Source organism: Neolewinella antarctica, from assembly GCF_011927835.1.
In the GTDB taxonomy this organism is placed as follows: domain Bacteria; phylum Bacteroidota; class Bacteroidia; order Chitinophagales; family Saprospiraceae; genus Neolewinella; species Neolewinella antarctica.
Window position 1 is genome coordinate 16,549 of sequence record NZ_JAATJH010000009.1, and the last position, 22,722, is coordinate 39,270.

Sequence of the window (22,722 nt, forward strand, 5' to 3'; positions counted from 1 at the left end):
TAAGGTTAGTCGCCAAGTTTAAAAAAAGCTATGGCTGAACCGAAGTGTGGACTCCTAAAAGGCGAAGCCGTCTAACCGGCAAAGCCGACTAAAAGCGCGCAGCGCATCTAAAAAGGGCGCAGCCCGTCTAACACCATGAGACACTTCGCCGAAATGTTCCGCAACCTAGACCGGACTACCAAGACCAACGACAAAGTAGCCGCCCTCGCCGAATACTTCACCGTCGTCGAAGACGAACGCGACAAACTCTGGACGATCGCCCTCCTTAGCCACCGCCGCCCCAAACGCACCGTCAACTCCAAACTCCTCCGCGCCTGGGCCGCCGAATATGCCGACATCGAAACCTGGATCCTCGAAGAAAGCTACCACGTCGTCGGTGACCTCGCCGAAACCATTGCCCTCGTCCTCCCGCCGCCCGACCGCCTGAGCGACCGCAAACTAACCGAGTGGATCGAAGTAGTGGAAAGCCTCGCCAAACTCGACGAAGAAGGCAAACGCGCCGCCGTGCTGGACGTCTGGAAAGTCCTCGACTACACCGAGCGCTACCTGTTCAACAAACTCATCACCGGCAACTTCCGCGTCGGCGTCTCCCAGAAACTGATGACCCGCGCGCTGTCCAAGGCCACCGGCATCGAAGAAACCAACCTCGCCCACCGCCTGATGGGCAACTGGACGCCGAACGACACGACCTACGCCGACCTCATCCACAGCGAATCCGCCACGGACGACATCAGCCGCCCCTATCCTTTCTACCTAGCCTACCAACTCGAACAGGAGCCCGGCGAACTAGGCGCGCCCGACGAGTGGCAAGCCGAACATAAGTGGGATGGCATTCGCGGCCAAGTGATCGTGCGGGATGACGAATTATTCGTCTGGTCGCGCGGAGAAGAACTAGTCACCGATAAATACCCCGAATACGAACCACTCGCCCGCCTCCTACCCAACGGTACGGTTATTGACGGAGAAATCCTCCCGTTCCGGGATGGCTTACCCCTCGGCTTCAACGTTCTCCAAACCCGCATCGGGCGGAAAAAAGTCAGCAAAAAACTCCTGCAGGACGCCCCGATTATCCTGATGGCCTACGACCTGCTGGAGATCGAAGGGGAAGACATCCGCCCCCGCCCGATGTCCGAACGCCGGGAATTGCTGGAGAAGCTGCTCCGAGAAAACGATACCGAAGGCATCGTCGAAATCTCCCCCGTCGTAAAGTGGTCAAACTGGGAAGACTTAGCCACCGAGCGCGGTACCGCCCGCGAAAAGCACAGCGAGGGCCTGATGATCAAGCGCAAGAACAGCCCCTACCGCCAGGGCCGCAAAAAGGGAGACTGGTGGAAGTGGAAGATCGAGCCGCTCACGATCGACGCGGTCATGATGTACGCGCAGCGGGGCCACGGCCGCCGGGCTAACCTGTTTACCGACTTCACTTTTGGCGTTTGGGACGGAGACAAGCTCGTTCCCTTCACGAAAGCCTATTCCGGCCTAACGGACAAAGAGTTTAACCGCATCACTGCCTGGGTACGGAAGAACACGGTCGAGTCCTTCGGGCCGGTCCGCAGCGTCAAGCCGCACCACGTTTTTGAGATTGGCTTTGAGGGCATTCGGAAGTCAACTCGGCACAAATCCGGCGTTGCCCTCCGTTTCCCCCGTATGCTGCGGTGGCGGGAGGATAAGCCGATGGAGGAAGCTAATACTAAGGTGGATTTGCTGGCTATGTTGGAGACTTATGGGTAAAGGGGCTTTCGCAGGTTCCCAGGCTACGAAAGACGACCTTCCAGGCTTAAGATTCTGATATTATCGCCGTAATTTGTCTTCTTCCTTAATCCGTTCCATCCGCCGCCAAAAAGCGGTTTCCCGGTCATCGAGGGCGAGCCGGTCTGCCTCAATGGCTTGCTGTTTGGCTTCCGCAGCGCGTTCCGCTTTGGTCTTAGTAAAGGCGTCCGCGGCCAAAAAATGTTCCTTATTACGCGGTTTGCGGCGGGCGGCGTCTTTCTCTCTTTTGGCTACTTCGTGCGCTTCCAACTCACCCCGGAATAACCAGCCGGAGAAGCCGCCCATGACGAGGCCCAATAAATGACTTTCCCAACTGATGCCTTCCTGACCGGGCAGAACGCCGGAGACCATTCCGCCATAATAAAACAACACGATCAGCGAGACGATCACCGCGCGGAAATCCCGCCGGAAGATGCCGCTGAAGGCTAAAAAAGCAGCCAGCGCGTATACGACACCACTCGCGCCGATGTGCGTCACGTCGCGGCCGAGCGTCCAGACGAGCGCACCCGTCCCGAGCCAGAGGGTAGCCAACACGCGGGGCCAAAGACGCGGGTAAAAGAAAACCAACAATCCGCTCAGCGTCAGAAAAGGAAAAGAATTACTCAGGATGTGCCCGATGCCGCCGTGCAGAAAGGGACTCATCACGATCCCCGGCAAACCGGCGATTTCGCGGGAGCTGAGGCCGTACTGGTACGTTAATTGACCGCCCAGTAGCATGTCTACTCCGAAGACTAGCCACATGACGGCGAGCATTAGTACGGGCCACTTGGCGATGTTGACGAGGGAGCGGGTCTTTACCATGGTTTTCGATTTATCAAATAGTATGAATGGTAGGACGGATTTAGGCGGTAGGAAGGGTAGGCGGTAGGAAGAATTAGGCGGTAGGCAGTAGTATCTAAGACCTTCGTATCTACCGCCTACCGCCTACTCTTCCTCCGGCAGTCCGCCAGACTCATACAAATCATCAATCAAATCCTCCACCCGGTTCATCTCGTCCAGCGTTTCGTCGATGTAGAAAGCAATGGCGGGCACGCGGCGGACGTGCTTGCGGATGCGGTGAGCGAGGCCCTGTTTCAGCCGGTGGTGTTCCTCGTTCATCTTGCGGATGACCTCTTCCTTATTCTCCACGTTCCAGATGCTCACGTAGATCTTGCACTGGCTCAGGTCGGGCGTAGGGTGCACTTCGGTGACCGTCACGAGGGGCTCGGCGCCGTACACGTAGGGGCCTTCCGCCTGCAGGACGGTAGAGAAGTTGCGCTTGATCATTTCGGCGACTTGCCGTTGTCTTTTCGATTCCATGTTGGGTAGTAACGGGTGAGGGGGGGCTGGGGTTTTTTAGCTGGGGCGCGGTCGCGGGTGCCGGGTTTTCCAGGAAAGCGAAGTAGCTGGGAAGTAACGCAGCGGGTTTCCGGGGGCAAAATAAGGGCGTTCGTCGATTTAACGGATTGGCTCGGGGCGGAACGGGTATTTTTGTCGGGTTGAACCCCATTAACCTGCCTTCACCGTCAAATAGTTCCTTCCCGTGATTAAATCTAGCCTACGGCTTGCGCTGTTCCCACTCGTTTTGCTCCTTTCCGTATTTGCCGGCACCGGCGTCCGCGCCCAAAATGTGCTGACGGGCGTTATTACCGACCAGGAGACCGGCGAGCCACTGCCCTTCGCGAGTATCTACGTGCAGGAAACGCAGACGGGCTCGGCGAGTAACGCGAACGGCGAATACTACGTCCGGCTCGGTGGTGGCGTGAACACCGTGATTTTTCAGTACCTCGGCTACGAAACGCTGGTGAAACGGGTGAGTAGCGGGCAACGGTTCGACGTCAAACTGAACTCCCAGGCCCTGGAACTTGGTACCGTAGAGATCGTCAGTGGCGGCGAAGACATTAGTTACAGTGTCATCCGCCGCGCGATCGCTAAGGCGGATTATCACCTCAACCAGGTAGAAAAGTACACGGCGGATGTTTACATCAAAGGCACCGGCAAGGTCAATAAAGTCGGCGGGGTGATTAACATGCTGGCCGGTAAGGAAGGGCGCGAAGAAATAGCCGAATCCGTGGGCCGACCCTTCACCAGCGAAAGTACCAGCACCGTGTTTTACGAACGGCCGAATAAGTACCGCCAGGAAGTGAAGCAGGCCTATACGGTTGGCGACGAACAGTTCGACGCCTCGAACTACATCTTTACGACTTTTTACCAGCCCCTCATCGCCGAACAAGTCGTCAGTCCGCTCCATTCAAAAGCCTTTGGCTACTACAAATTCGAACAGCTCGGCACCTTTATTGACCAAGATGAGCTCGTCAACAAGATCCGCGTCACCCCCCGCAGCCGCGGCGAAGACGTGTTCGAAGGCACGATCAACATCGTCCAGGGCGACTGGAGCATCCACAGCCTCGACCTGACGACCTACAAACTGGGTTTCAAGATCGACATCCGCCAGAACTACGCCGAAGTCGAAGAGCACACCTGGATGCCGATCACCACCACGCTCGACGTCGGCGGCAGTTTGCTCGGCATCGACTTCGAATATCACTACCTGAGCACGATCGGCAACTACGACCTGGAGCTCAACCCCGCGCTGACGGGCTACGTAGAGGTGATCGATGAGAAATCTCAGCCCGAGGTCGCCGCCCGGACGGCCAAAAAAAGCAGCATTGCCGACCTCGAAGAAGCCCTCGGTAACGGGGAGGCCATCAAGCGGAAAGACCTGCGCCGGCTGATGAAAACGTACGCCAAACAGGAGCGGGAAGAAAGTGACGAGCCGGAGGTGGTGAGCGATTATACCTTCATCGACTCGACCGCCGTGACGGTCAGCGACTCCGCCGCCTGGGCCGGCATCCGCCCGGTGCCGCTGACGGCCGAAGAAATTAAGGGTTACGCGATGGCGGATAGCGCGCGGGTGGTGAACTCAATGGAGCAGGAAGGGGGCCCGGTCGATACGACAAAAATTAAACGGAACACCACGCCCGGTAAAATGCGCTCTTTCCGCCGCCAGTCAGCGGACCTGCTACCGATCTTCAATCCGGTCCAGGGCTACGTGCTCGGGGGGAAGGTTACCTGGGGTAATCAGAATAAAGCCTTTGGTTTCGGCGTACAACCCAGCTACGGCTTCGCTGCCAAGCGCGGCTATTTGGAGTTGGATGCCTACTTCGGTAAGAGTGGTTACCGGGACGACCAGGGTGACGCCGAAACGCCCCGCTTCCGCCTCGCCGGTGGCCAGGGCCTGCGGCAATTTAACCCGTCGCCGAGTATTGACCCCTGGCTGAGCGCTTTCTATAACTTGATGACCGGGGATAATTACATCCGGCTTTACGAGCGCGAATACCTGCAATTTGAGTACAACCGCGCGTACTCGAACGAGCTGGGCGTTACCGCAAAACTCAGCTACGAGAACCGCCGGGGCGTCACTAATAACTCCGACCAAAACTGGTTCGGACTGGATGATGAAGAAGTTTACGCCGCTAACCAGCCGGTCAATAACGAACTGGGCCGCGTCTTCGGTGTGACGGATGCGGCGACGATCGACGTCGGCGTCACCTGGCAACCGGGGTTGAAGTACAAGCTGGTCAACGGAAACAGAGAAATGATCGAGGACAGCGCGCCGACGCTCGGCCTGAACGTCCGCCAGGGCGTACCGAACCTGGGTAGCACGCGGTCCGACTTCACCGAACTGCAAGCTTCCTACGAGCACCGTTTCGACGTGGGGCGGAAGGGGAAGGTCCAGTTCCTAGCTCGCGCCGGCGCTTTCCTTAACGACGGCTTCGTCGACTTTGCGGATTTTCGCCATTTCGAGGGCTCGGAGATCACTTTCGTGGCCGCTGATCCATTACGCAGTTACCGCTTGCTACCTTATTACGCCGAAAGCACGAGCCAGGAATATGCGGAAGTGTATGCACACTACCAATTCCGAAAATTCTTGCTGACGCAGATTACCAAGCTTAATCTTTTCGGGCTGCGGGAAGATCTTTTCGTCAATTACCTTTACACGCTTACGTCGGATAATTACACGGAATTAGGCTATTCGCTGGATAAGATTCTGCGGGTGTTCCGGGTGGAGTTCGTCACGAGTTGGCGGGATGGGCGGTACGAGGATTTTGGGGTGCGGGTTGGGGTGGCTACTTCTATTTCGGACTTGTAGAGAATTTTGGTGATTTCACCGCGATAGGACAAATCGAGACGACCGCGCCTACCTAAAAGACACGCAGCTGACGACCGAAATCGCCGCTACTTCCTATCTTTACGTCTTTCCCAGCGACGCCGCATTCCCAGCGAAAAATATCCCAACTCATGGCCAGAGATACCGCAGTTTTCAACCTAATCAACGACGAACTCACCCGCCAACGCAACGGCATCGAGCTCATCGCCTCCGAAAATTTCACCTCCGCCGCCGTTATCGAAGCGACCGGTAGCTGCCTGACCAACAAGTACGCCGAGGGCTACCCCGGGAAGCGTTACTACGGTGGTTGCGAAGTCGTCGACAAGATCGAGCAACTCGCCATCGACCGGCTTTGCGAACTCTTCGGTGCGGAATACGCCAACGTCCAGCCGCACTCCGGTGCTCAGGCCAACGCGGCCGTTTTTCTTGCGTGTCTCGACCCGGGCGACAAAACGCTCGGTTTCAGCCTCGCCCACGGCGGTCACCTCAGCCACGGTCACCCGGCCAACTTTTCCGGTAAATACTTCGACGCGCACTTTTACGGCGTCGAAGAAGAAACCGGCCGCGTCGATATGGACGAGGTTGCTAAGAAAGCCCGCGAAGTCCAGCCTAAAATGATCATCTGCGGTGCGTCTGCCTACAGCCGCGACTGGGATTACGCCCGCTTCCGCGAGATCGCCGATGAAGTAGGCGCCGTCCTTCTGGCCGACGTTGCCCACCCCGCCGGCCTCATCGCCGCCGGACTGCTCAACGATCCGCTACCTCATTGCCACATCGTGACTTCCACGACCCACAAAACCCTCCGTGGCCCCCGTGGCGGACTCATCATGATGGGCAAGGACTTCGACAATCCGTTTGGCAAAACATTCAAGTCTGGCAAACCCTACCCCATGAGCCGCTTGCTCAACGGCGCGGTTTTCCCCGGAATGCAGGGCGGCCCACTGGAGCACGTCATCGCGGCCAAGGCCGTGGCTTTCGGCGAATCCCTCCAGCCCGAGTGGAAAGCTTACGGCAAGCAAGTCATCAAGAACGCTCAGGCCATGGCCCGGGCCCTCGTCGACAAAGGTTACCACATCATCAGCGGTGGTACGGACAACCACTCTATGCTCATCGACCTGAGTAATAAGGACGTTACCGGCACGCAGGCGGAAGATGCGCTCAACGCCGCCCACATTACGCTCAACAAAAACATGGTGCCGTTTGATAAGAAGACGGCCATGAATCCTTCCGGCATCCGGATCGGTACGGCGGCCGTTACGACGCGCGGCTTTACCGAGGCGGATTGCGTGAAGACGGTGGAGTGGATTGATCGGATCATTAGTGACGTGGAGAATCAAGAGGTGATCGATGTGGTGCGTGATGAGGTGCATACGCACATGGTGGCGTTTCCTTTGTATGAAGGGGAGGCTGTACTAGCTTAAGTTGTGCTACGGGTTGAAACGGTGAATCTCTCTACCGCAACTAAGGCGATGAGAGATTCGTTGCTTAGGAAAGTTTATGTATGTCACACGTAATCGAAAAATCGTCGGAAGAGTTGGTAATAAGGATACCAATCAGCGAACTAAACGGACGCCAAGAAGAATTTCTTGATTATATCGATTATTGTCTGATTGGGTTTAAAAGTGAAATTACTCAATCCGATGTAGACGAAATGGTCGCGGAGAGTAAAGGTGTGTGGTGGAAAGAAAATAAACACCGTTTCAAGGACGTGCCGGGATTTGAAGGTTTGGTCTGATGGTCGTTTATATTATCGACGCAAATTTAGTGTTCTCAGCTGCTATGAAGCCGAGTTCGCCCATCGGTGAGTTCATTGTAATTTCGAGTGTTGGTTTAATCGACTTTTTTGCGCCCGAATTCTTAAAGATAGAAATCGACCGACACTTTGATAAGATTGTGGAACGGTCAAAGCTATCTGCTCAGGATGTTTCTCGGCAATTAGAGATTGTATACAAACGAATTAAATTTATTCCGGATGCTCAGATTCCGTTGGCATTTTGGTCGCGAGCCGCTGATCTGGTCAGGGATATAGATCCGGACGACATAATTTTTGTGGCCTTAACTGAATACAAACAAGAATTGCTGCTTACGGGTGACATGAAACTGTATGATCATTTAGTCAGTAAAGGCTATCAAAAGGTAATTAATTTTCAGCAAGCTGTCGCCTTGTTAACCTCTCGATAAGCATGCTCTACCTCCACATCCCCTTCTGCAAACAAGCCTGCTCCTACTGCAACTTCCACTTCAGCACCAGCATGAAAACGCGCCCCGGCGTGCTTAATGGAATCAATAAAGAATTACGCGTTCGCCGACAGGAATTAGCGGCTGGGCCGGTTCCTTCCGTGTATTTTGGTGGTGGCACGCCGTCGTTACTTACGGAAGAAGAATTGTCGGGCATTTTCAATACTTTGGTAGAAAGTGAATATTGGGGCGCGGTCGCGGGTGCAAGGGAAGTGAGCAAGCAAGCAGAGATCACCCTCGAAGCCAACCCCGACGACCTCGACGAACGTACCATCGGAATGCTAGCTGCCAGCCCCGTCAACCGGCTGAGCATCGGTATCCAATCCTTTTTCGAGGAAGACCTCCGGTTTATGAACCGCGCCCACAACGCCGCCGAAGCCCGCACGGCCATCGCCAAAGTCAACCGCGCCGGCTTTCACGACGTCAGCATCGACCTCATCTACGGCGGCCAGACGACCACCGACGCTATGTGGGCTGAAAATCTCCGCATTGCCACCGACCTCGGCGTTACCCACATCTCCGCTTACGCGCTGACGGTCGAGCCCAAAACCGCCCTCGGTGTCCAGGTTGCAAAAGGTAAGGTGGCCGATACGGATGATGAGAAATTTACTCGCCACTTCGAGATGCTCGTCGATCACCTGACTAGTCACGGTTACCGCCATTATGAAGTTTCTAACTTCTGCCTGCCCGGCCATGAATCGAAGCATAATTCCGGTTACTGGTCTGGACAAACCTACTTAGGTATCGGCCCCGGTGCTCACGGTTTCGACGGGCAAAATACCCGTAGGTGGAACCTGGAAAATAACGCGACTTACGCCAAAGTTTGGGCGGATATAAGTACCCACGCGGATTACTTAGCTGCGGAAAACCTGGTTTTCGAGCAAGAGATCCTTACCGATCGGGATCGCTACAATGAGTACGTCATGACGGCCCTGCGGCGGGAAGAGGGGTTGACATTGGATGAGTTGCGGGAACGCTTTGGGCCGGAATCCGTGCCGTATTTTAGCAAGAGTCAGGTGGACAACGTGGAGGCCGGTTTATTCCACGACGCGGCGGCGGACGGGCGGTACCGGCTGACGCGGGCGGGGATTATGCGGGCGGACGGTGTCGCTAGTGATGGGTTTCGGTCTGAAGGTTGAGGGCATCCTGCCCGAACGGCCGTGAGATAGCGCTACCGCACGAGCGTTCGGGCAGGATGCCCTCAACCTTTTGGAACAAATCAAAGCTGCTTCCCATAATTATAGTGCGCCAAACAGCCCAACTCACGTACCGCCACTAGCCCGTCTTCCCTGGCACCCGCGACCGCGCAAACTACGCGAACAGCTGCCTCGTCTTCCCGCCGCCCCACGAGAACTTTCTGGCATGAACTATAGAAAACCCGGGCCTCCAGGCGATTATGCGGGGGTTGGGGCACGCCGGTAGCTTCCTGATTCAGCACGCATTCTTCAAATGCCACGACTGCTAGCCCCTGACACTGGCCCAAATCGCTAAAGCGAATGCCTTTATCTTACACTAGCCGATACGGAGGCTGAGGAGTGGCCGGTAAATAGTTTTGTACCCCATGCAACGTACTGGGCGAGAAACCCGTACGGGTGGGCAAATGGAATCTTCCACGATACAATCAAACCTTCGATTCATGCGCTTTCTATATTTATTACCGGCCATTGCGCTGTTTTTCTTCGTTAGTTGCGACGAGGACGCTAACCTCCTCGTCGACGAAGTACCGACGCCCAGCGAGCCCGTTATCGTAGACGTTGACGTGACGCCGAGCTTTTCTATAAAATCCGCCAGAAGTGACGTAGCGAGACAGTCCGCCGGTACGGCGTGGGAGCAGACCCCGGGTAACTACATCATCTCCTCCGACATCATTCTCTGCCGGCCCGACGGCCAGACGCAGATCCCGATCGAAAGTGATACTTTCCTGTACATAAACTTTAGCCTGGACGAGCGGGGCGACCCCGTTTTCGACTATGACTCCTCCCCTTTAGTAGCACAGTTTAATCAGACAAATGGCATCGATATTGGGGGCGATCCGATCGCTCGCGACGGTGATTTTTGTAGTAACGGTCCGTTTACTTTTACCGCCGATTTCTCGACACCGGGTTTCATAACGGGTGAGTTATCCGTCAGACTGTACAACTCCAGAACACTGGCCAGTCTACCCCGCGGCGGCGGCTGTGATGATTACCCCACCGCGGACCTGGGGCAGTTCACCATCACCTATAACGTACCCATTGAAGACCCTTGTGAATGAGGAATTCTATAAAAGCTGGCTCCCGTACGTCCTGACGATCGTGCGTCGCTACGGCGTTCACGAAAGTGACCAAAAGGACCTAGTGCAGGATATTTTTCTGCAACTCTTCCGTAAGTACCAGCAGTACGATGCGGAAATGGGGAAACTGCGGCCCTGGCTGAGAACGGTGGCGGTTTCACAGGTGATCAATCACTTGCGGGACCGCCACCGTTTTCGTACGGAAGACCTGACGGAGCTGATCGAACGCGGCCCTTACGTATTAGCCGAACTTCAGCACCTGGATGCGCAGTACTTGACCGACATGATTGCGGGGCTTCCCCTTGGCTTCAGAACTGTTTTCAACTTACACGTCGTCGAAGGCTATTCCCACCGGGAAATTGCCGACCGCCTCGGCATCTCTTCCGCTGGTTCCCGTAGCCAACTCAGCCGGGCAAAAAGCCTTTTGCGGCACCAGCTTTCCAAATTGGTAATACTTAACCATGTCTTATAACAACAAATCTTCCGACCAAGAGGAACCGGGCCGCGGCGCGCTTAACGACAAGCTGGGCCGCTACGCCGATCCGAACGTTCCGCCGGGCTTCGCTTTTGACGATATGCCGCGCTTGCGGGGTAGTGCTTCCGGAAAGTATCGGGGCTGGTTACTGTTGCTGTTCCTCCTGTTGTCGATGGGTGGTGCCTATTTGATTTGGAGCGGCGGTGAGGGGCCGTCTACGCCGGAAACTGGTGGTAAGTCGGTGTTTGCCGAATCAACGACAAATTCTGAAAGTAGCACGAGTTCGGAAGGTCGCGAAGATCTGACTTCGGAGAATGTTGCTGGTGAATTGCGGTCGACCGTAGTTTTTCCGGGGTCCGGAGCACCAGGTGCGATAGCTTTAAATAACGCGCCCGTTGCACGACCACTTGTTGTACCGGCTTCCGTGCCGGCGGGTGAAATTGTAGTTGCTGCTCCGGTAGCCGATAATTTAGACGAGCTGCGGCAAGAACGGATTCTTTCGATAGAGGATGTTGCTGACACTACCGTATCGCTTGGTAAAGCAAAAAATATAGCTGCCGGCATTTTGCCGGTAGCACCTTTGGATAGCGTAGTGTTTAGCCAGTTTACCGCGGGCTTGCCCCAGGTTCGAGCCGTAGTGAGCGAGCAACCGGATAGCGATGGCTCCGGAATAACTTCCGACCGGAAAGCGCTCTGGGTGGTAGATTTGACCGGTGGCGGAGTCCGAACCAACATCGAGAATTCACTAACCGGAAACGTCGGTGAGCTCAGTTTGGGCCGCCGGCTGGGCAGTAACTTTATGTTATCAGCCGGGGTGGGGCGGGTGGTCCTGCGCAACGGCTATTCGTTGGATGCCAAAACCGACGCGCGCGTCTTTCAGCCGGGCACGGTCGATACGATTTTCCAGACGCCGGACGGTGAGTTCATGCGGCAAACTACCACGGATTCCGTTGCCGGTGTACGTCACGTCAGCTTCCAACACACCGATCGTTTCCGGTCCTACTACCTCCCCGTTCGCCTGGATTGGGAAGCTCGGAGTGGCCGCTTCAGTTACGGGGCCGGGGTGTTGGTAGGTTATCATTTTATCCAGTCGCAGAACGTCGCCCGCGTTACTGAGGCGGGGGAGTTGGTGGGTTTTTCTCCCGTTGCGCAGGCGCGGTGGCGGTATGGCGTCCGTGCGGTGGGTGGCGTTCGGTTGACTGATCGGTTTGGGCTGCGTCTTAATTTGGAATATGGTGGTGCGTTGGGGAGGTGGGGTGATTTGCAGGCTACTGCTCGGGGGCGGGTTTCGGTGGTTGGGGTGGTGGTGGGGTTGCGGTATTGTTTGTGATTTTGGTGGTTGCTAGAAAGTTTGGTGGGAGGGTCCTGAGTTTCTTTTTCAGAGTAGGCAACTCGGTCGACTAGTGGTATTCAATCTGGGGCGCTTTCTCTTTTGTGATAATAATTGGCGACAGGGCCTAATTGGCTTATGTCGGAAACAGTCATGGGGTTGAATTGTCTGTTTAATGATCACATCCGTACGCTACTTTATGGTTTTACTAACCGCTTACCATATGGCTCTACCTCCACATGCTCTTCTACAAATAAGCTTGCTACTACTGTAATTTTCGGTTCAATACCAGCAAGGGTACGCATCCCGGCGTGCTCAATGGAATTAATAAAGAATTAAGTGTTCGCCGGGAAGGATTAACCGACGGACCGGTCTCTTCCGCGTATTTTGGTGGTGACACGCCGTCACAATTTACTGAAACGGAATTATCGATTTTTTTAAAACTTTGGAAGAAAGCGAATATTGGGGCGCCCCGATAGCTATCGGGGCGGGTGCAAAGGCAATGAGCAAGTGAGTAAAGATCACCCTCGAAGCCAATCCCGACGACCTCGACGAACGCACCATCGCATGCCAGCCGCCAGCCCCGTTAACCGGCTGAGCATCGGCACCCAGTCCTTCTTCGAGGAAGACCTCCGGTCCATGAACCGTGCCCTCAACCTAGAAAAATACCCATGCTCAAACCATCCGCTCCTCCAGCACCCCCTTCCACTTCGCCCACGCCGGAAACTCCCGCGCCTGTAATGCCTGAAACTTCTTCCCGTGATTATGGTGCGCCAGGTGGCACAATTCGTGCACGATCACGTATTCGATACACCCCCGCGGTGCCCGGACCAGGTCCGTATTCAGGATCAACTTCCCCTTAGCCGTACAACTCCCCCAACGCCGCTGCATGCTACGGATCACCAGGTCTTTGGGGACGTACCCAAGTTCAGCAAACCGGGCCAAATAGGGCGTGGCAATCTCCGGGAATTTAACGGCAGCCCGTGCGGCGTACCAGTGGTGCAGCATGTCTTTTGTCGCCGAGCGATCCGGCGTGCCGACGTAAAAGTAGCCACCTCGCAATTTCACACTCGGCTCCTCCGCCGCGAAAATCTTCAGGCGGTACTGGTGGCCGAGGTAGAGGTGCGTCTCGCCACCGACGTACTTCCGGGGCGGCGTCCGGGGCTCGAAGCCGAGGAAGAAGCGTTGTTGCTTTAAAATCCAGGCGGCCCGCTTGCGCACGAGTTTGGCTACTCTCTCTCCATCCGCAGCCAGCGGGGCGGTGACGGTGACCCGGCGGTCGGGGGCAACGGCGATGTCGACCGTCTTCCGCTCGGCGAATTGCAGCTCGTAGGTGATGGTTTCGCGGCCGTAAGTGATCTGGTGGCTCACGCGGCGTAGCGGATTTTGGCGACTTCCAGGAAGCGCTCCGTGAGGGCGGCGATCTCGGTGAGGCTGAGCTCAATGCCCTGGCCTCTTTTAATCTCGTCGATCAAATAATCCTCCAGCTGGATGGCCAACGGACCGGTGATGGAACTGCGGGACATCCAGTCCACCTTCGGTTGCCCAAAATCAAAGACGTGGCGGCGGATCAGGTCGTCAACCCTGGCACCCGCGTCCGCGCAAACTTCTCTTGCTGCTGCCGCATCCGCTAAACGCCCCGCGAAACTTTCCTGGCACAACCCGTAGAACGCCTGCGCCTCCGGCCGGTCGCGCAACCGGTCCGGCACGCCCGCGCCCGCCCGGCTGAGGACTTGATCTTTGAGCTCCTTAACCCGCGCCAAATACTCTAACTCGCTGATGCGACGGGCGCGGTAGTCGGCGATGACCTCGCGCAACAACTCGCTGAAGCGCTTGTAAAACGTGGGGTCTTCTTCCAGCCGTTCCGTGCAGTGCTTCGTGGTGCGGCTGGCGATGAGGTCGGCCTTGGCGGCGGTGCCGACGACTTTCTCCACCTCCGCCTCAAAGGCTTCCGTTTCGAAGATGTTGACGAGGTCCGTGATCGTCTCCACCTCGTAGCTCGTCACGTGGCGGTCGAGGAGTTTCTGGATCTGCTTCTCGTAATCCTTAAAATCGACCGTATCGGAATAAATGTTGCGAACGGCATCGCGCAGGCGGAGCATGAATTTGAGGTCGGCTTTGTACTTTTCCAGCCGCGCCGCGCCCACTTTTTCTTGCCACGTAAGCGTTCCCAAACCAAGTTTGAGCAGGCGCGCGTAGGCGGAGAGCGCTTCATAAAACTGGTCGCGTAGCGCCTCGTCCGCCAGAATCCGCTGGTACTCCTGGAGGTCGTCGCGGTTGGTGATGCCCCGGAAGAAATCCCACAGCGCCCCGTGCGCCGCCGGCAACTTTTCGAGCTCCTCGCTGACGGGCGTGACGGTGCCTTCCAGATCTTCCGGGTCGAAGCCGTCGCCAAACTGTTCGAGCGCGTCGTAGAGCTCGGTCAGGACGCCGTAGTAGTCGATCACCAGCCCGTATTCCTTGCCCGGCGCGACGCGGTTCACCCGCGCGATGGCCTGCAGTAGCGTGTGTTCGCGTAGGGAACGCGCGATGTAGAGGACGCGATTGTTGGGCGCGTCGAAACCGGTCAGCAGCTTATCGACGACGATCATGATCTCCGGCCGCTCCTGCTTTTTGAAGCGTTCGACCAGGTTTTCCTGGTACTTTTTGCCGCCACCGTGCTCGCTCATCATTCGTTTCCAGAAGCGCTTGATGAGGTCGTCCGACTCCGCGTGAATGCTGTCTTCGCCCTCGCGCATATCCGGCGCGCTGATCATCAGTTCGCTGTGCACGCCGCCGGGGATCTCGTCGAGCGCCCGCTTGTACTTAACGGCGGTGAGCTTGTCGGGCGTGACGAGCTGGCCCTTGAACCCGGTGCCGCGCCACTCGCCAACGTAGTGTTTAGTGAGGTCCTGCGCGACCTGCTCGATGCGCTGGGCCGACTTGTGGATCTGGTCCGCCCGCGCGTATTTCCGCTTGAAATCGCTGATCTGCTGGCCCGTCATGTCGGCCGTGATCTGCTCGAACTGGGCTTCGATCGGCCGCTCGTTGACTTCCATCACCGGCAGCCGGCCTTCGTAGAGCAGCGGCACGACGGCCCCGTCGGCCACCGCCTGGCGGACGGTGTAGCTGTCTATTAATCCCCCGAATTTCTTCGCCGTGTTCTTCTCCTTTTTGCTGAGCGGCGTGCCGGTAAAGGCCAGGAAGCAGGCGTTCGGAAAGGCGCGCTCCATCGCCACGCCGAAGGTGCCGTACTGGGTGCGGTGGCCCTCGTCGACGAGCACGAAAATTTCACTGCTCAGCAGCGGGTCGAGCCGCTTGACTGCCGACTCGAACTTGTTGATGACGGTGGTGATGATGGCGTCCGACTTCGAGGTCAGGTACTCCACGAGCTGCTTGCCGTTGTCGGCCTGGTGGACGGTGGCGCCGCATTTTTTAAAGGTCTTGGCGATCTGGTCGTCGAGGCTGACGCGGTCGGTGACGATGACGATTTTGGGGTTGCGGATGGCGGGGTGCTCGGTGATGGCGGTGGCGAGCATGACCATGGTTAGGGATTTGCCGGAGCCTTGGGTGTGCCAGATTACGCCGCCCCTTCGGGGCTCGATATGCGATATGCGAGTCTCGATATGCGATATTCGATTTCCGTCGTTGGAGGTGTTGGAGCTTGCGTTATAACTGTCGTCGGAGCTGGTGTTGTAGGCATTGGAGGTGAGGCGGGCGAGGGTTTTTTTGATCGCGAAAAACTGCTGGTAACGCGCTATTTTTTTGTCGCCGGCGTCGAAGAGGGTGAAGTTGCGGGTGAGGTCGAGGAGGCGGGCGGGGCGGCAGAGGTTGTGGAGGTAGCGGTCCTGCTCGGTGACGAGGCGGGGCTTGGGTTTGGCGAAGCGTTGGTAGTCGGCGCGGGTGCGGTCGGTGAACATGCGGTTGAGGACGTCGTCGGGCAGGAGGGTGTTGACGTGGCGGGCGATGGCGCCGTCGTCCGGATCGGCCTCGCGCCACTGGCTCCAGAATTCCGCGGTCGTGCCGGTCGTGCCGGTCGTGGCGTACTTGGCGTGGTTCGTGGCGGTGACGAGGAGCAGCTGGCTGTAGAGATAGAGCGGGCGGATGCCGTCTTCCTGCTGGTTGCGTAGGTGCTGGCTGATGGCCTGTTCGAGCGGGTCCTTCATGTCCGGCCGTTTGCATTCGATGATGCCGAGCGGGATGCCGTTGACGTACAGCACTAGGTCGGGCCGGTAGGTGCTCTTGCTGCCGGTGCGCGTCACGGCGAGCTCTTCGGTGACGTGAAACACGTTGTTTTCCGGGCGCTCCCAGTCGATGAAGCGCACGTTGTAGCTCTTCTTATCGCCGCCGATGGTCTGCTCGCGGCTCATCCCCAGCGTCAGGTAATCGTAGGCCTTTTCGTTGGCGGTGATGAGGCCCTCGTTGAGCGGTATTTCGGTTAGGGCGCGGCCGCAGGATGCCAGGTTTTGGGGCGAGAAGCGGTGGGTTGCTCCCTTGTAATGGATCGAGTTGAGGGCTTCCAACTGGTCTAAAAGAACGGTTTGCAGGAGGGCGTTGGCTTCTTTGTTGCCGCGCAGGGCGAGGGCTTCGGCGGGGTTGAGGTAGACGTAGCCGAGGTTGATGAGGAGCTGGAGGGCGGGGATTTGGGAGATGTGGTCTTCTTGGAAACTGGGGTTGGGCATTAGCTAAAAGGCTTTGCTGGGTAAGGTAAGGCGTGGAGTTTCGGAGAATAGCGAGAACAATAAAACCAGACGCTGAAGAAGTACTGTTCAGCTCTTTAGTTCTATTAGGATAGCAGCAATCTTAGAGCGAAGGTCCGCTAGGTAGACTTCTTTTACATTCCACAAAATATCCGGCAAGACTTCATAATAATTGTGCACGAGAATGTGCCGGGTGGTTTCGATTTGTTTCCACTCCACCTGGGGGTGATTATCTTTAAATTCGGTAGATAGTTTATGGGTAGCCTCACCAATAATTTCAAAAGATTTCTCTACTGCCAGTCGGGTCTTTTTGTCTTTAGGAACGCCGATTTAATAACTGTCCTGATTGAAGCGCCGCTAACGTGGTGGTATTCGAGCGATTTGAAGACCAGCATCCCGTACTTAGTCGGGACGGTGGTTTTCAAATGGTGAAGAATACCGCCGCGATAGCAAGCTGCAAATCGGACAGTTATTGAATTGGCGTTCCTTCGTAAATTCTCCCAGCGTCATCGCTGCCGTGAACGCGTAGATATCATCTATCGCCTGAGCTATGTGCTGAAGCCGCTCTACCGTTTCTGGAATTTTCCGCTTAGCCATAAACACTAATTTTATCTGCTTCCAGCGACTGTTTTAAAAATCCATGTTCTGAACCTTTCACTACTAGGTCCACCTCCCGGCCGGTTAAGTCTTCAAGTTCCAATTTCATCCGGCTTAAATCAAAAAGTGAAACTTTCGCTATCTGATTAAAAGTCAAATAAATATCAATATCACTCTCACTCGTATGCTCGGATCGAGCTACCGAACCGAAAAGGAACGCTTCCGTAACGGGTTGCGTCGTGAAGTACTGACGCAATTGTTTCAGGATAGCATTTCGTGGTTCACGCCTCTTATTCTTACTACTTACACGTTTAAGATTAAGTTGGTTCTTATCATTTTCAACGCTATGATCGGTGAGTGATTGCAGTAAGCATAATGGATCATAAAGTGCTGAAAAGGTCTTCAGTGGTACTCCTAAAGACTGGAGAAAGCTATTTAATTCTGATGCGTTAAGCGGTCTTTGTCCGCGTTCGACTCTTGAAATGAACTGACCGGACCTTCCATAACGCTCACCTAGGGTCAGTTGGCTCAACGCAGCATCTTTCCTCAATTTTCTGAGTACTTTTCCGGCTATACGTGGGTGATCAAGGGTGGTTTGCATTTTTACTTTGACTGATACGCTACTGCTAATGGTGATTATGCTGCTAAGTTACGCGAGTTGTGCTGTTAGAGCATATTGGGACTTTAGCTTCCGGCCTTGTTTTGGCCACTTTTGCGGTGGTCTTCGTTAGCAAAATCCTCATTTAGCTATGGCTAAACTCCGGTTTTGCTGCCTTAACCATCACAAAACTGTCTCAAAACCGGTCAGGAACCCAAAGTCCCAACATGCTCTTAATTAAGGCCAAATTATGGCGAACTATGCGAGCTGCCAAAAAAATTCCACCAATTACGCACCATGCATTTGGCGGAAAATGCACTACGTGGGATCGCTCCCACCAGTTTCGCCCCCTGTGTCTGGCTTGGGTATGGGAGGCTAAAAGGCTTTGCGGGAAGGTAAGGTTTGGCGGTGGTATGAGGGGGAGAACCCGCCAAATAGAGAGATGATATCTGGCGGTTTCGCTAAACAGGGAGGTAATTTCCGCCAAATAGGCACCTTGTAGTTGGCGGAAAATTAAATATAGCTTACCTTGGCAGAAATGCAGAGAATGAGTAAAGATGACATTTTTGTTGGTAGAACGACACAGCGTAAAGCCCTGTCGGAATTGGCTCAGCGCGCCGGCAGTGATTTGGTGTCCATCACGGGGAGACGCAGGGTAGGTAAAACCTATCTGGTAAAGCAGACCCTGGGTAGCTACGGTATTGATTTTAGTTTAGCCGGCGTGCAGGACGGAAGCTTGCGCGATCAACTGCTTGCCTTTGAGTTCAGCTTAGCCGGAGAGGAGAGGCGCGATGTTCGGCTCAATCATTTTGAGGATTTTCAGATTGCCTTCATCCGATTAATTGAGCACCTGCGTACGCGCCCAAAAGATAAAAAGCTTATTGTGTTTCTTGACGAACTCCCGTGGTTGGCTACGCCGCGTAGTGGGTTTCTGCGGGCCTTCAGTTTTTTCTGGAACAACTGGGCCGTCGATCAGAATATTTTGGTGGTGATTTGCGGTTCCGCCGCTTCGTGGATGATCAGAAAGGTAGTGCGTGACAAGGGTGGCCTCCACAATCGAATTACCCGCCGGCTATCCGTCGAGCCCTTTACGCTTGCGGAAACTCAGGAATACCTGGCGGCGAGTGGATTGCTCCACGACCGGAAAACTACCCTTGAGTTATACATGGCGCTGGGTGGTGTACCCTTTTATTTGCGGGCGCTCAGACCGGGCTTGACGCCCGCCCAGAACATCGACCAAATCTGCCTCGACCCCAATGGCGCACTGCGCGATGAATTCGAAAACCTCTACCCCGCCTTATTCGACCGGTCGGAACGTCACGTTAGCATCGTAACCGCCCTGGCGTCACACCCTCACGGGCTCACCAGGGCGCAGCTGTTAAAAGTTACTAAAATGAAAGATGGAGGAGGCTTTACCAGGACGCTGGAGGAACTGGCATTCTCCGGTTTCATCACCAGCTACGCAAGCTTTAATAAGCGTAAAATTGGCAAGGTCTACCGCCTGCTCGACGAGTTCAGTCTTTTCTACCTACGTTTCATCAAGCCGCTCAGGGATGACGGAGCGGGCGTGTGGATGGCCTTGCGCGCGCAACCCACCTATCATTCCTGGGCGGGCTACGCATTCGAAAACGTAGGCCTCCGCCACTACCGGCAAATCAAACAAGCGCTGGGCATCGCCGGCGTACAAACCAACCAGTCAACTTTCTATCACGCTGGCGATGACCAGTACCCAGGCTTTCAGATCGACCTGATCATCGACCGGGCGGATAATGCCATCAACCTCTGTGAATTCAAACACAGCCAGCATCCGGTGCGGTTAAGCGATGCCCAACTGGACCAGATTGCCCAGCGGCGAGACGCTTTCGTAGCGTATTCCAGGACGGGAAAGATGGTGTTCAGTACGTTGGTGGTGGCGCCGGAGTTGAGTTGGGTGGATAATGTTGCCGGGGTAGTTCAGGGGGTGGTTGGGTTGGGGGATTTGTTTGGGTGAAACACTGTTTGTGGGCCAGGATTTGGGAGATGTGGTTTTATTGGAAGCTTGGTTTGAGCATTGGCTACAAGGCTTGTGGGTAAGGTAGGGCGTATGCGCAAAAGTCAGCTAATACCTACTCTTCTTCCATTAAAACTGCCTCGGCTATTCGTTGGTCCAAGACACTATTCGGAATGTTTTCTATGGAAGATTTATCAAAAATAGAAAGCAAATAGACTGTAAGATTCTGCTCTTCTTCTCTGTCTTCAGCAATAACATTTACCCAAGTCAGGACACGCGCGCCACCGCTTTTGCCCTTTCCTTTACTCTTTATGGCTAACCTGATTTTATATGATTGCGGTGATAACCGATCTCCCAAATAGGGCTCTGCTTCTAACTGCGCGACTAATACTCGAAGGTCCGCACCAAGGGAACGATGCTTCTTTGATAGCTTTTTGGCTTCCTTCTTGAATGTTTCGGTAAGGATTATTCTAGAGGGCATCCAAAAATTCTTTTGTCGAGCCTGGCTGAATTTTGCCTGCCTCCATCAATCTCACCTCTTTCATACTCAACCTGACGGACTGCTCAATCCGTTCAACCGCGTCTAAATCTTCAATGTATCTGACTAATCGGTTCCAATCCTCAATTGGTACCAAAACGGAGGTTCTCGTTCCCTGATCGTCTGTCACGTACTGTACGTTGGTCATTGCCTGCTGTTTTACTTATTAAAGTAACGAAATTTTTCAATAATGAGTTGGGATTGCCTTTAAAGAATGTGAATGCTAAGGTGTTATAGAAAGTGAAGCATCCTAGTAGCTCACCAGAAAAATATGGGCGATGAAAAAAGTAGAAAATTTATCAAAAGTTAAAACAAACGCTTACGGATTGTGAAGTTGTGAAAAGCTACGTCTTCAATGAGGACGACCTTAGCGCAAGAGAGAAAGTAGAGGTCAAGGAGGAGTTAGATTTATGACCATTACCTTCGATCTATCATGACCCTTCAAGACTTACTCTCTGCTACCAAAACCGGCATCTACTCCCCCGCCAGTCTCCACATCCTCCTGAAAGTACTCTTCGGCGCGCCCTTAACCGACGCCGATCGCAAACTTCACCGGGGAATACTGCGCGAAAAGCAGCTACACCTTTCCGACAACGAGTTACACTCCCGCATCGATTCCGCAACGGGCATCTGGCAAGTTGGATCCGGCACCGGTAGCACAAACGGGTTGGATGCTGACGTGATCGACTTCCACGAGGTTCCGGTAATCGACCTCGCCAGCGTTAACGAGTGGGTCAAACAACACACGCGGAATCTTATCGACAATGTAGGCTTGGACAGCACCGACGGCCTGGTCAAATTGATTGTCAACACCCTTTACTTGAAAGCCTACTGGCAACTCCCTTTCGATCCGCAACAAAACACGGTGGACACTTTCAATGGCCGCACCAAGTCATGGTCCCGAATAACCTTCATGCACCTTGGCGATGCTTACTATCCGGCGGAGTTACCAATCTCCTTCGGCCCGGGATACAAAATTATCCGCCTACCCTATAAAGACGAACAGCTGGTCTTTGAGGTGTTGCTACCGGATGGGGATAACCTACGGCCCGAAGATCTGGTGGCATTCGCTGAGCCACGTGACCAGTTCACCTTTGTTGATACGGCCTGTACCCTTGCGTTTCCCAAGTTTACGTTGGACGCGCAACTCGACCTGAATCCAATTAAGCTGCTCCGGCAATTCCCCGAGTACATCAAGTATGCCAAGGGCATGTCACTCGGCAACTTAGTGATTAAGCAGGGGGCTAAGATTATTGTGGACGAGAAGGGTACGGAGGCGGCGGCGGTGACGGGCATGGGGGCTACAGGTATGCCACGGCTTCATGATCATCTTGCCATTTTTGTTAACCGGCCGTTTGTGTTTCGGATTTTTGATGTTGGGTTGGGGGTGGAGTTGTTTTGGGGGGTGGTTTTGGATTTGGAGTAGTCGATTAGACTGAAGTTCGCTGTCCAGATAGAGGTTGACAATAGGATTTGATCCGGCGAGGCTTGGTTGAAAGGGGTTCGACTAATTCTGACCGATTAAGAAGACAAACCCTTTGCAGAAATTTCACTAACTCTAGGTCAATATTCAATCAGAACCTAGTGTTGGGTGAGTTCAAACAGTCTGTTTCGATGTGGGCAATGACCAGTGCCCAAGCTTCCAAATAGACCTGATCATCAACCGGGCGGATAATGCCATCAACCTCTGTGAATTCAAACATAGCCAGCATCCGGTGCGGTTAAGCGATGCCCAACTGGACCAGATTGCCCAGCGGCGAGACGCTTTCGTAGCGTATTCCAGGACGGGAAAGATGGTGCTCAGTACGTTGGTGGTTGCGCCGGAGTTGGGTCGGGTGGATAATGTTGCCGGGGTAGTACAGGGGGTGGTTGGGTTGGGGGATTTGTTTGGGTGAAGTGAAATCAACGTCACCAGTCCGGTATTTCTATCAACGGAGCTAAATTATTTGCGTCCTGTTTTGTCGATAGAAAGTTCTGACTGTCAGTGTTTTGTGTATTTTCGAGAGGGCATGTAGATAGAAGTAGCTTCTTTCATTCAATGTTATCGCGGTTTTGCGTTAATAGAAAATAAGTGGTATGTCTAGT

Annotated in this window: 20 protein-coding genes; 12 read left to right on the forward strand and 8 right to left on the reverse strand. The window is 54.7% G+C overall.

Annotated features, from left to right (window positions below; genetic code table 11):
• The first annotated feature begins 135 nt into the window (after nucleotides 1–135).
• Nucleotides 136–1,731: an ATP-dependent DNA ligase gene (locus GGR27_RS17985; RefSeq protein WP_168039924.1), complete on the forward strand. Its 1,596-nt coding sequence runs from the start codon at nucleotides 136–138 to the stop codon at nucleotides 1,729–1,731.
• A gap of 60 nt (nucleotides 1,732–1,791) precedes the next feature.
• Here GGR27_RS17985 and GGR27_RS17990 read toward each other — a convergent pair whose 3' ends face one another.
• Nucleotides 1,792–2,571, reverse strand: a complete 780-nt coding sequence (locus GGR27_RS17990) for a rhomboid family intramembrane serine protease (protein WP_168039926.1) — start codon at nucleotides 2,569–2,571, stop codon at nucleotides 1,792–1,794.
• A 123-nt stretch (nucleotides 2,572–2,694) separates the two neighbouring features.
• Entirely contained in the window at nucleotides 2,695–3,069 is a 375-nt protein-coding gene (gene rbfA, locus GGR27_RS17995) for a 30S ribosome-binding factor RbfA (protein ID WP_168039928.1), read from the reverse strand.
• 223 nt (nucleotides 3,070–3,292) lie between these two features.
• On the opposite strand from rbfA, the gene GGR27_RS18000 reads away from it, so the two are divergent.
• From GGR27_RS18000 to GGR27_RS18035, 8 genes are all read left to right on the forward strand, one after another.
• Nucleotides 3,293–5,902 carry a DUF5686 and carboxypeptidase regulatory-like domain-containing protein gene (locus GGR27_RS18000; protein WP_168039930.1) on the forward strand — a complete coding sequence of 870 codons (2,610 nt, stop codon included), beginning with the start codon at nucleotides 3,293–3,295 and terminating at the stop codon, nucleotides 5,900–5,902.
• 149 nt (nucleotides 5,903–6,051) lie between these two features.
• Nucleotides 6,052–7,341: a serine hydroxymethyltransferase gene (glyA, locus tag GGR27_RS18005; protein ID WP_168039932.1), complete on the forward strand. Its 1,290-nt coding sequence runs from the start codon at nucleotides 6,052–6,054 to the stop codon at nucleotides 7,339–7,341.
• A gap of 80 nt (nucleotides 7,342–7,421) precedes the next feature.
• A complete protein-coding gene (locus GGR27_RS18010; RefSeq protein ID WP_168039934.1) occupies nucleotides 7,422–7,655 on the forward strand; it encodes a hypothetical protein in 234 nt (77 codons plus the stop codon).
• Entirely contained in the window at nucleotides 7,655–8,101 is a 447-nt protein-coding gene (locus tag GGR27_RS18015) for a PIN domain-containing protein (RefSeq protein WP_168039936.1), read from the forward strand. Before GGR27_RS18010 ends, GGR27_RS18015 begins: the two co-directional genes overlap by 1 nt.
• 2 nt (nucleotides 8,102–8,103) lie before the next feature.
• Nucleotides 8,104–9,297, forward strand: a complete 1,194-nt coding sequence (hemW, locus tag GGR27_RS18020; RefSeq protein WP_209037993.1) for a radical SAM family heme chaperone HemW — start codon at nucleotides 8,104–8,106, stop codon at nucleotides 9,295–9,297.
• A gap of 497 nt (nucleotides 9,298–9,794) precedes the next feature.
• Nucleotides 9,795–10,412: a hypothetical protein gene (locus GGR27_RS18025; protein WP_168039938.1), complete on the forward strand. Its 618-nt coding sequence runs from the start codon at nucleotides 9,795–9,797 to the stop codon at nucleotides 10,410–10,412.
• Entirely contained in the window at nucleotides 10,405–10,902 is a 498-nt protein-coding gene (locus tag GGR27_RS18030; protein ID WP_168039940.1) for an RNA polymerase sigma factor, read from the forward strand. Before GGR27_RS18025 ends, GGR27_RS18030 begins: the two co-directional genes overlap by 8 nt.
• Complete coding sequence (locus GGR27_RS18035) at nucleotides 10,892–12,235, forward strand: hypothetical protein (RefSeq protein ID WP_168039942.1); 1,344 nt, start codon at nucleotides 10,892–10,894, stop codon at nucleotides 12,233–12,235. Before GGR27_RS18030 ends, GGR27_RS18035 begins: the two co-directional genes overlap by 11 nt.
• A 675-nt stretch (nucleotides 12,236–12,910) precedes the next feature.
• On the opposite strand, the gene GGR27_RS18040 is transcribed toward GGR27_RS18035, so the two are convergent.
• The 4 genes from GGR27_RS18040 to GGR27_RS18055 all read right to left on the reverse strand — a co-directional run bounded on the left by GGR27_RS18040 (nucleotide 12,911) and on the right by GGR27_RS18055 (nucleotide 18,112).
• Entirely contained in the window at nucleotides 12,911–13,606 is a 696-nt protein-coding gene (locus tag GGR27_RS18040) for a M48 family metallopeptidase (RefSeq protein WP_168039944.1), read from the reverse strand.
• A complete protein-coding gene (locus GGR27_RS18045; RefSeq protein WP_168039946.1) occupies nucleotides 13,603–16,896 on the reverse strand; it encodes a type I restriction endonuclease subunit R in 3,294 nt (1,097 codons plus the stop codon). The genes GGR27_RS18040 and GGR27_RS18045 overlap by 4 nt, the downstream gene beginning before the upstream one ends.
• 87 nt (nucleotides 16,897–16,983) lie before the next feature.
• Nucleotides 16,984–17,244, reverse strand: a complete 261-nt coding sequence (locus tag GGR27_RS20670) for a HepT-like ribonuclease domain-containing protein (RefSeq protein WP_168040098.1) — start codon at nucleotides 17,242–17,244, stop codon at nucleotides 16,984–16,986.
• A gap of 259 nt (nucleotides 17,245–17,503) precedes the next feature.
• Nucleotides 17,504–18,112 carry an XRE family transcriptional regulator gene (locus tag GGR27_RS18055; protein WP_168039948.1) on the reverse strand — a complete coding sequence of 203 codons (609 nt, stop codon included), beginning with the start codon at nucleotides 18,110–18,112 and terminating at the stop codon, nucleotides 17,504–17,506.
• Nucleotides 18,113–18,647: 535 nt separating this feature from the next.
• Here GGR27_RS18055 and GGR27_RS18060 point away from each other — a divergent pair.
• Nucleotides 18,648–20,099 carry an AAA family ATPase gene (locus GGR27_RS18060; RefSeq protein WP_168039950.1) on the forward strand — a complete coding sequence of 484 codons (1,452 nt, stop codon included), beginning with the start codon at nucleotides 18,648–18,650 and terminating at the stop codon, nucleotides 20,097–20,099.
• Between the two features lie 115 nt (nucleotides 20,100–20,214).
• Here the strand turns inward: GGR27_RS18060 and GGR27_RS18065 are convergent, their stop codons facing one another.
• Nucleotides 20,215–20,580, reverse strand: coding sequence for a hypothetical protein (locus GGR27_RS18065; RefSeq protein WP_168039952.1), 366 nt, complete (start codon nucleotides 20,578–20,580; stop codon nucleotides 20,215–20,217).
• Entirely contained in the window at nucleotides 20,570–20,785 is a 216-nt protein-coding gene (locus GGR27_RS20690; protein WP_454557398.1) for a hypothetical protein, read from the reverse strand. The genes GGR27_RS18065 and GGR27_RS20690 overlap by 11 nt, the downstream gene beginning before the upstream one ends.
• A 285-nt stretch (nucleotides 20,786–21,070) precedes the next feature.
• On the opposite strand from GGR27_RS20690, the gene GGR27_RS18070 reads away from it, so the two are divergent.
• Together GGR27_RS18070 and GGR27_RS18075 are read left to right on the forward strand one after the other, a co-directional pair.
• Nucleotides 21,071–22,063 carry a serpin family protein gene (locus tag GGR27_RS18070; protein ID WP_168039954.1) on the forward strand — a complete coding sequence of 331 codons (993 nt, stop codon included), beginning with the start codon at nucleotides 21,071–21,073 and terminating at the stop codon, nucleotides 22,061–22,063.
• A 190-nt stretch (nucleotides 22,064–22,253) separates the two neighbouring features.
• Nucleotides 22,254–22,532, forward strand: a complete 279-nt coding sequence (locus tag GGR27_RS18075; protein WP_168039956.1) for a hypothetical protein — start codon at nucleotides 22,254–22,256, stop codon at nucleotides 22,530–22,532.
• The last annotated feature ends 190 nt before the right edge of the window (nucleotides 22,533–22,722 follow it).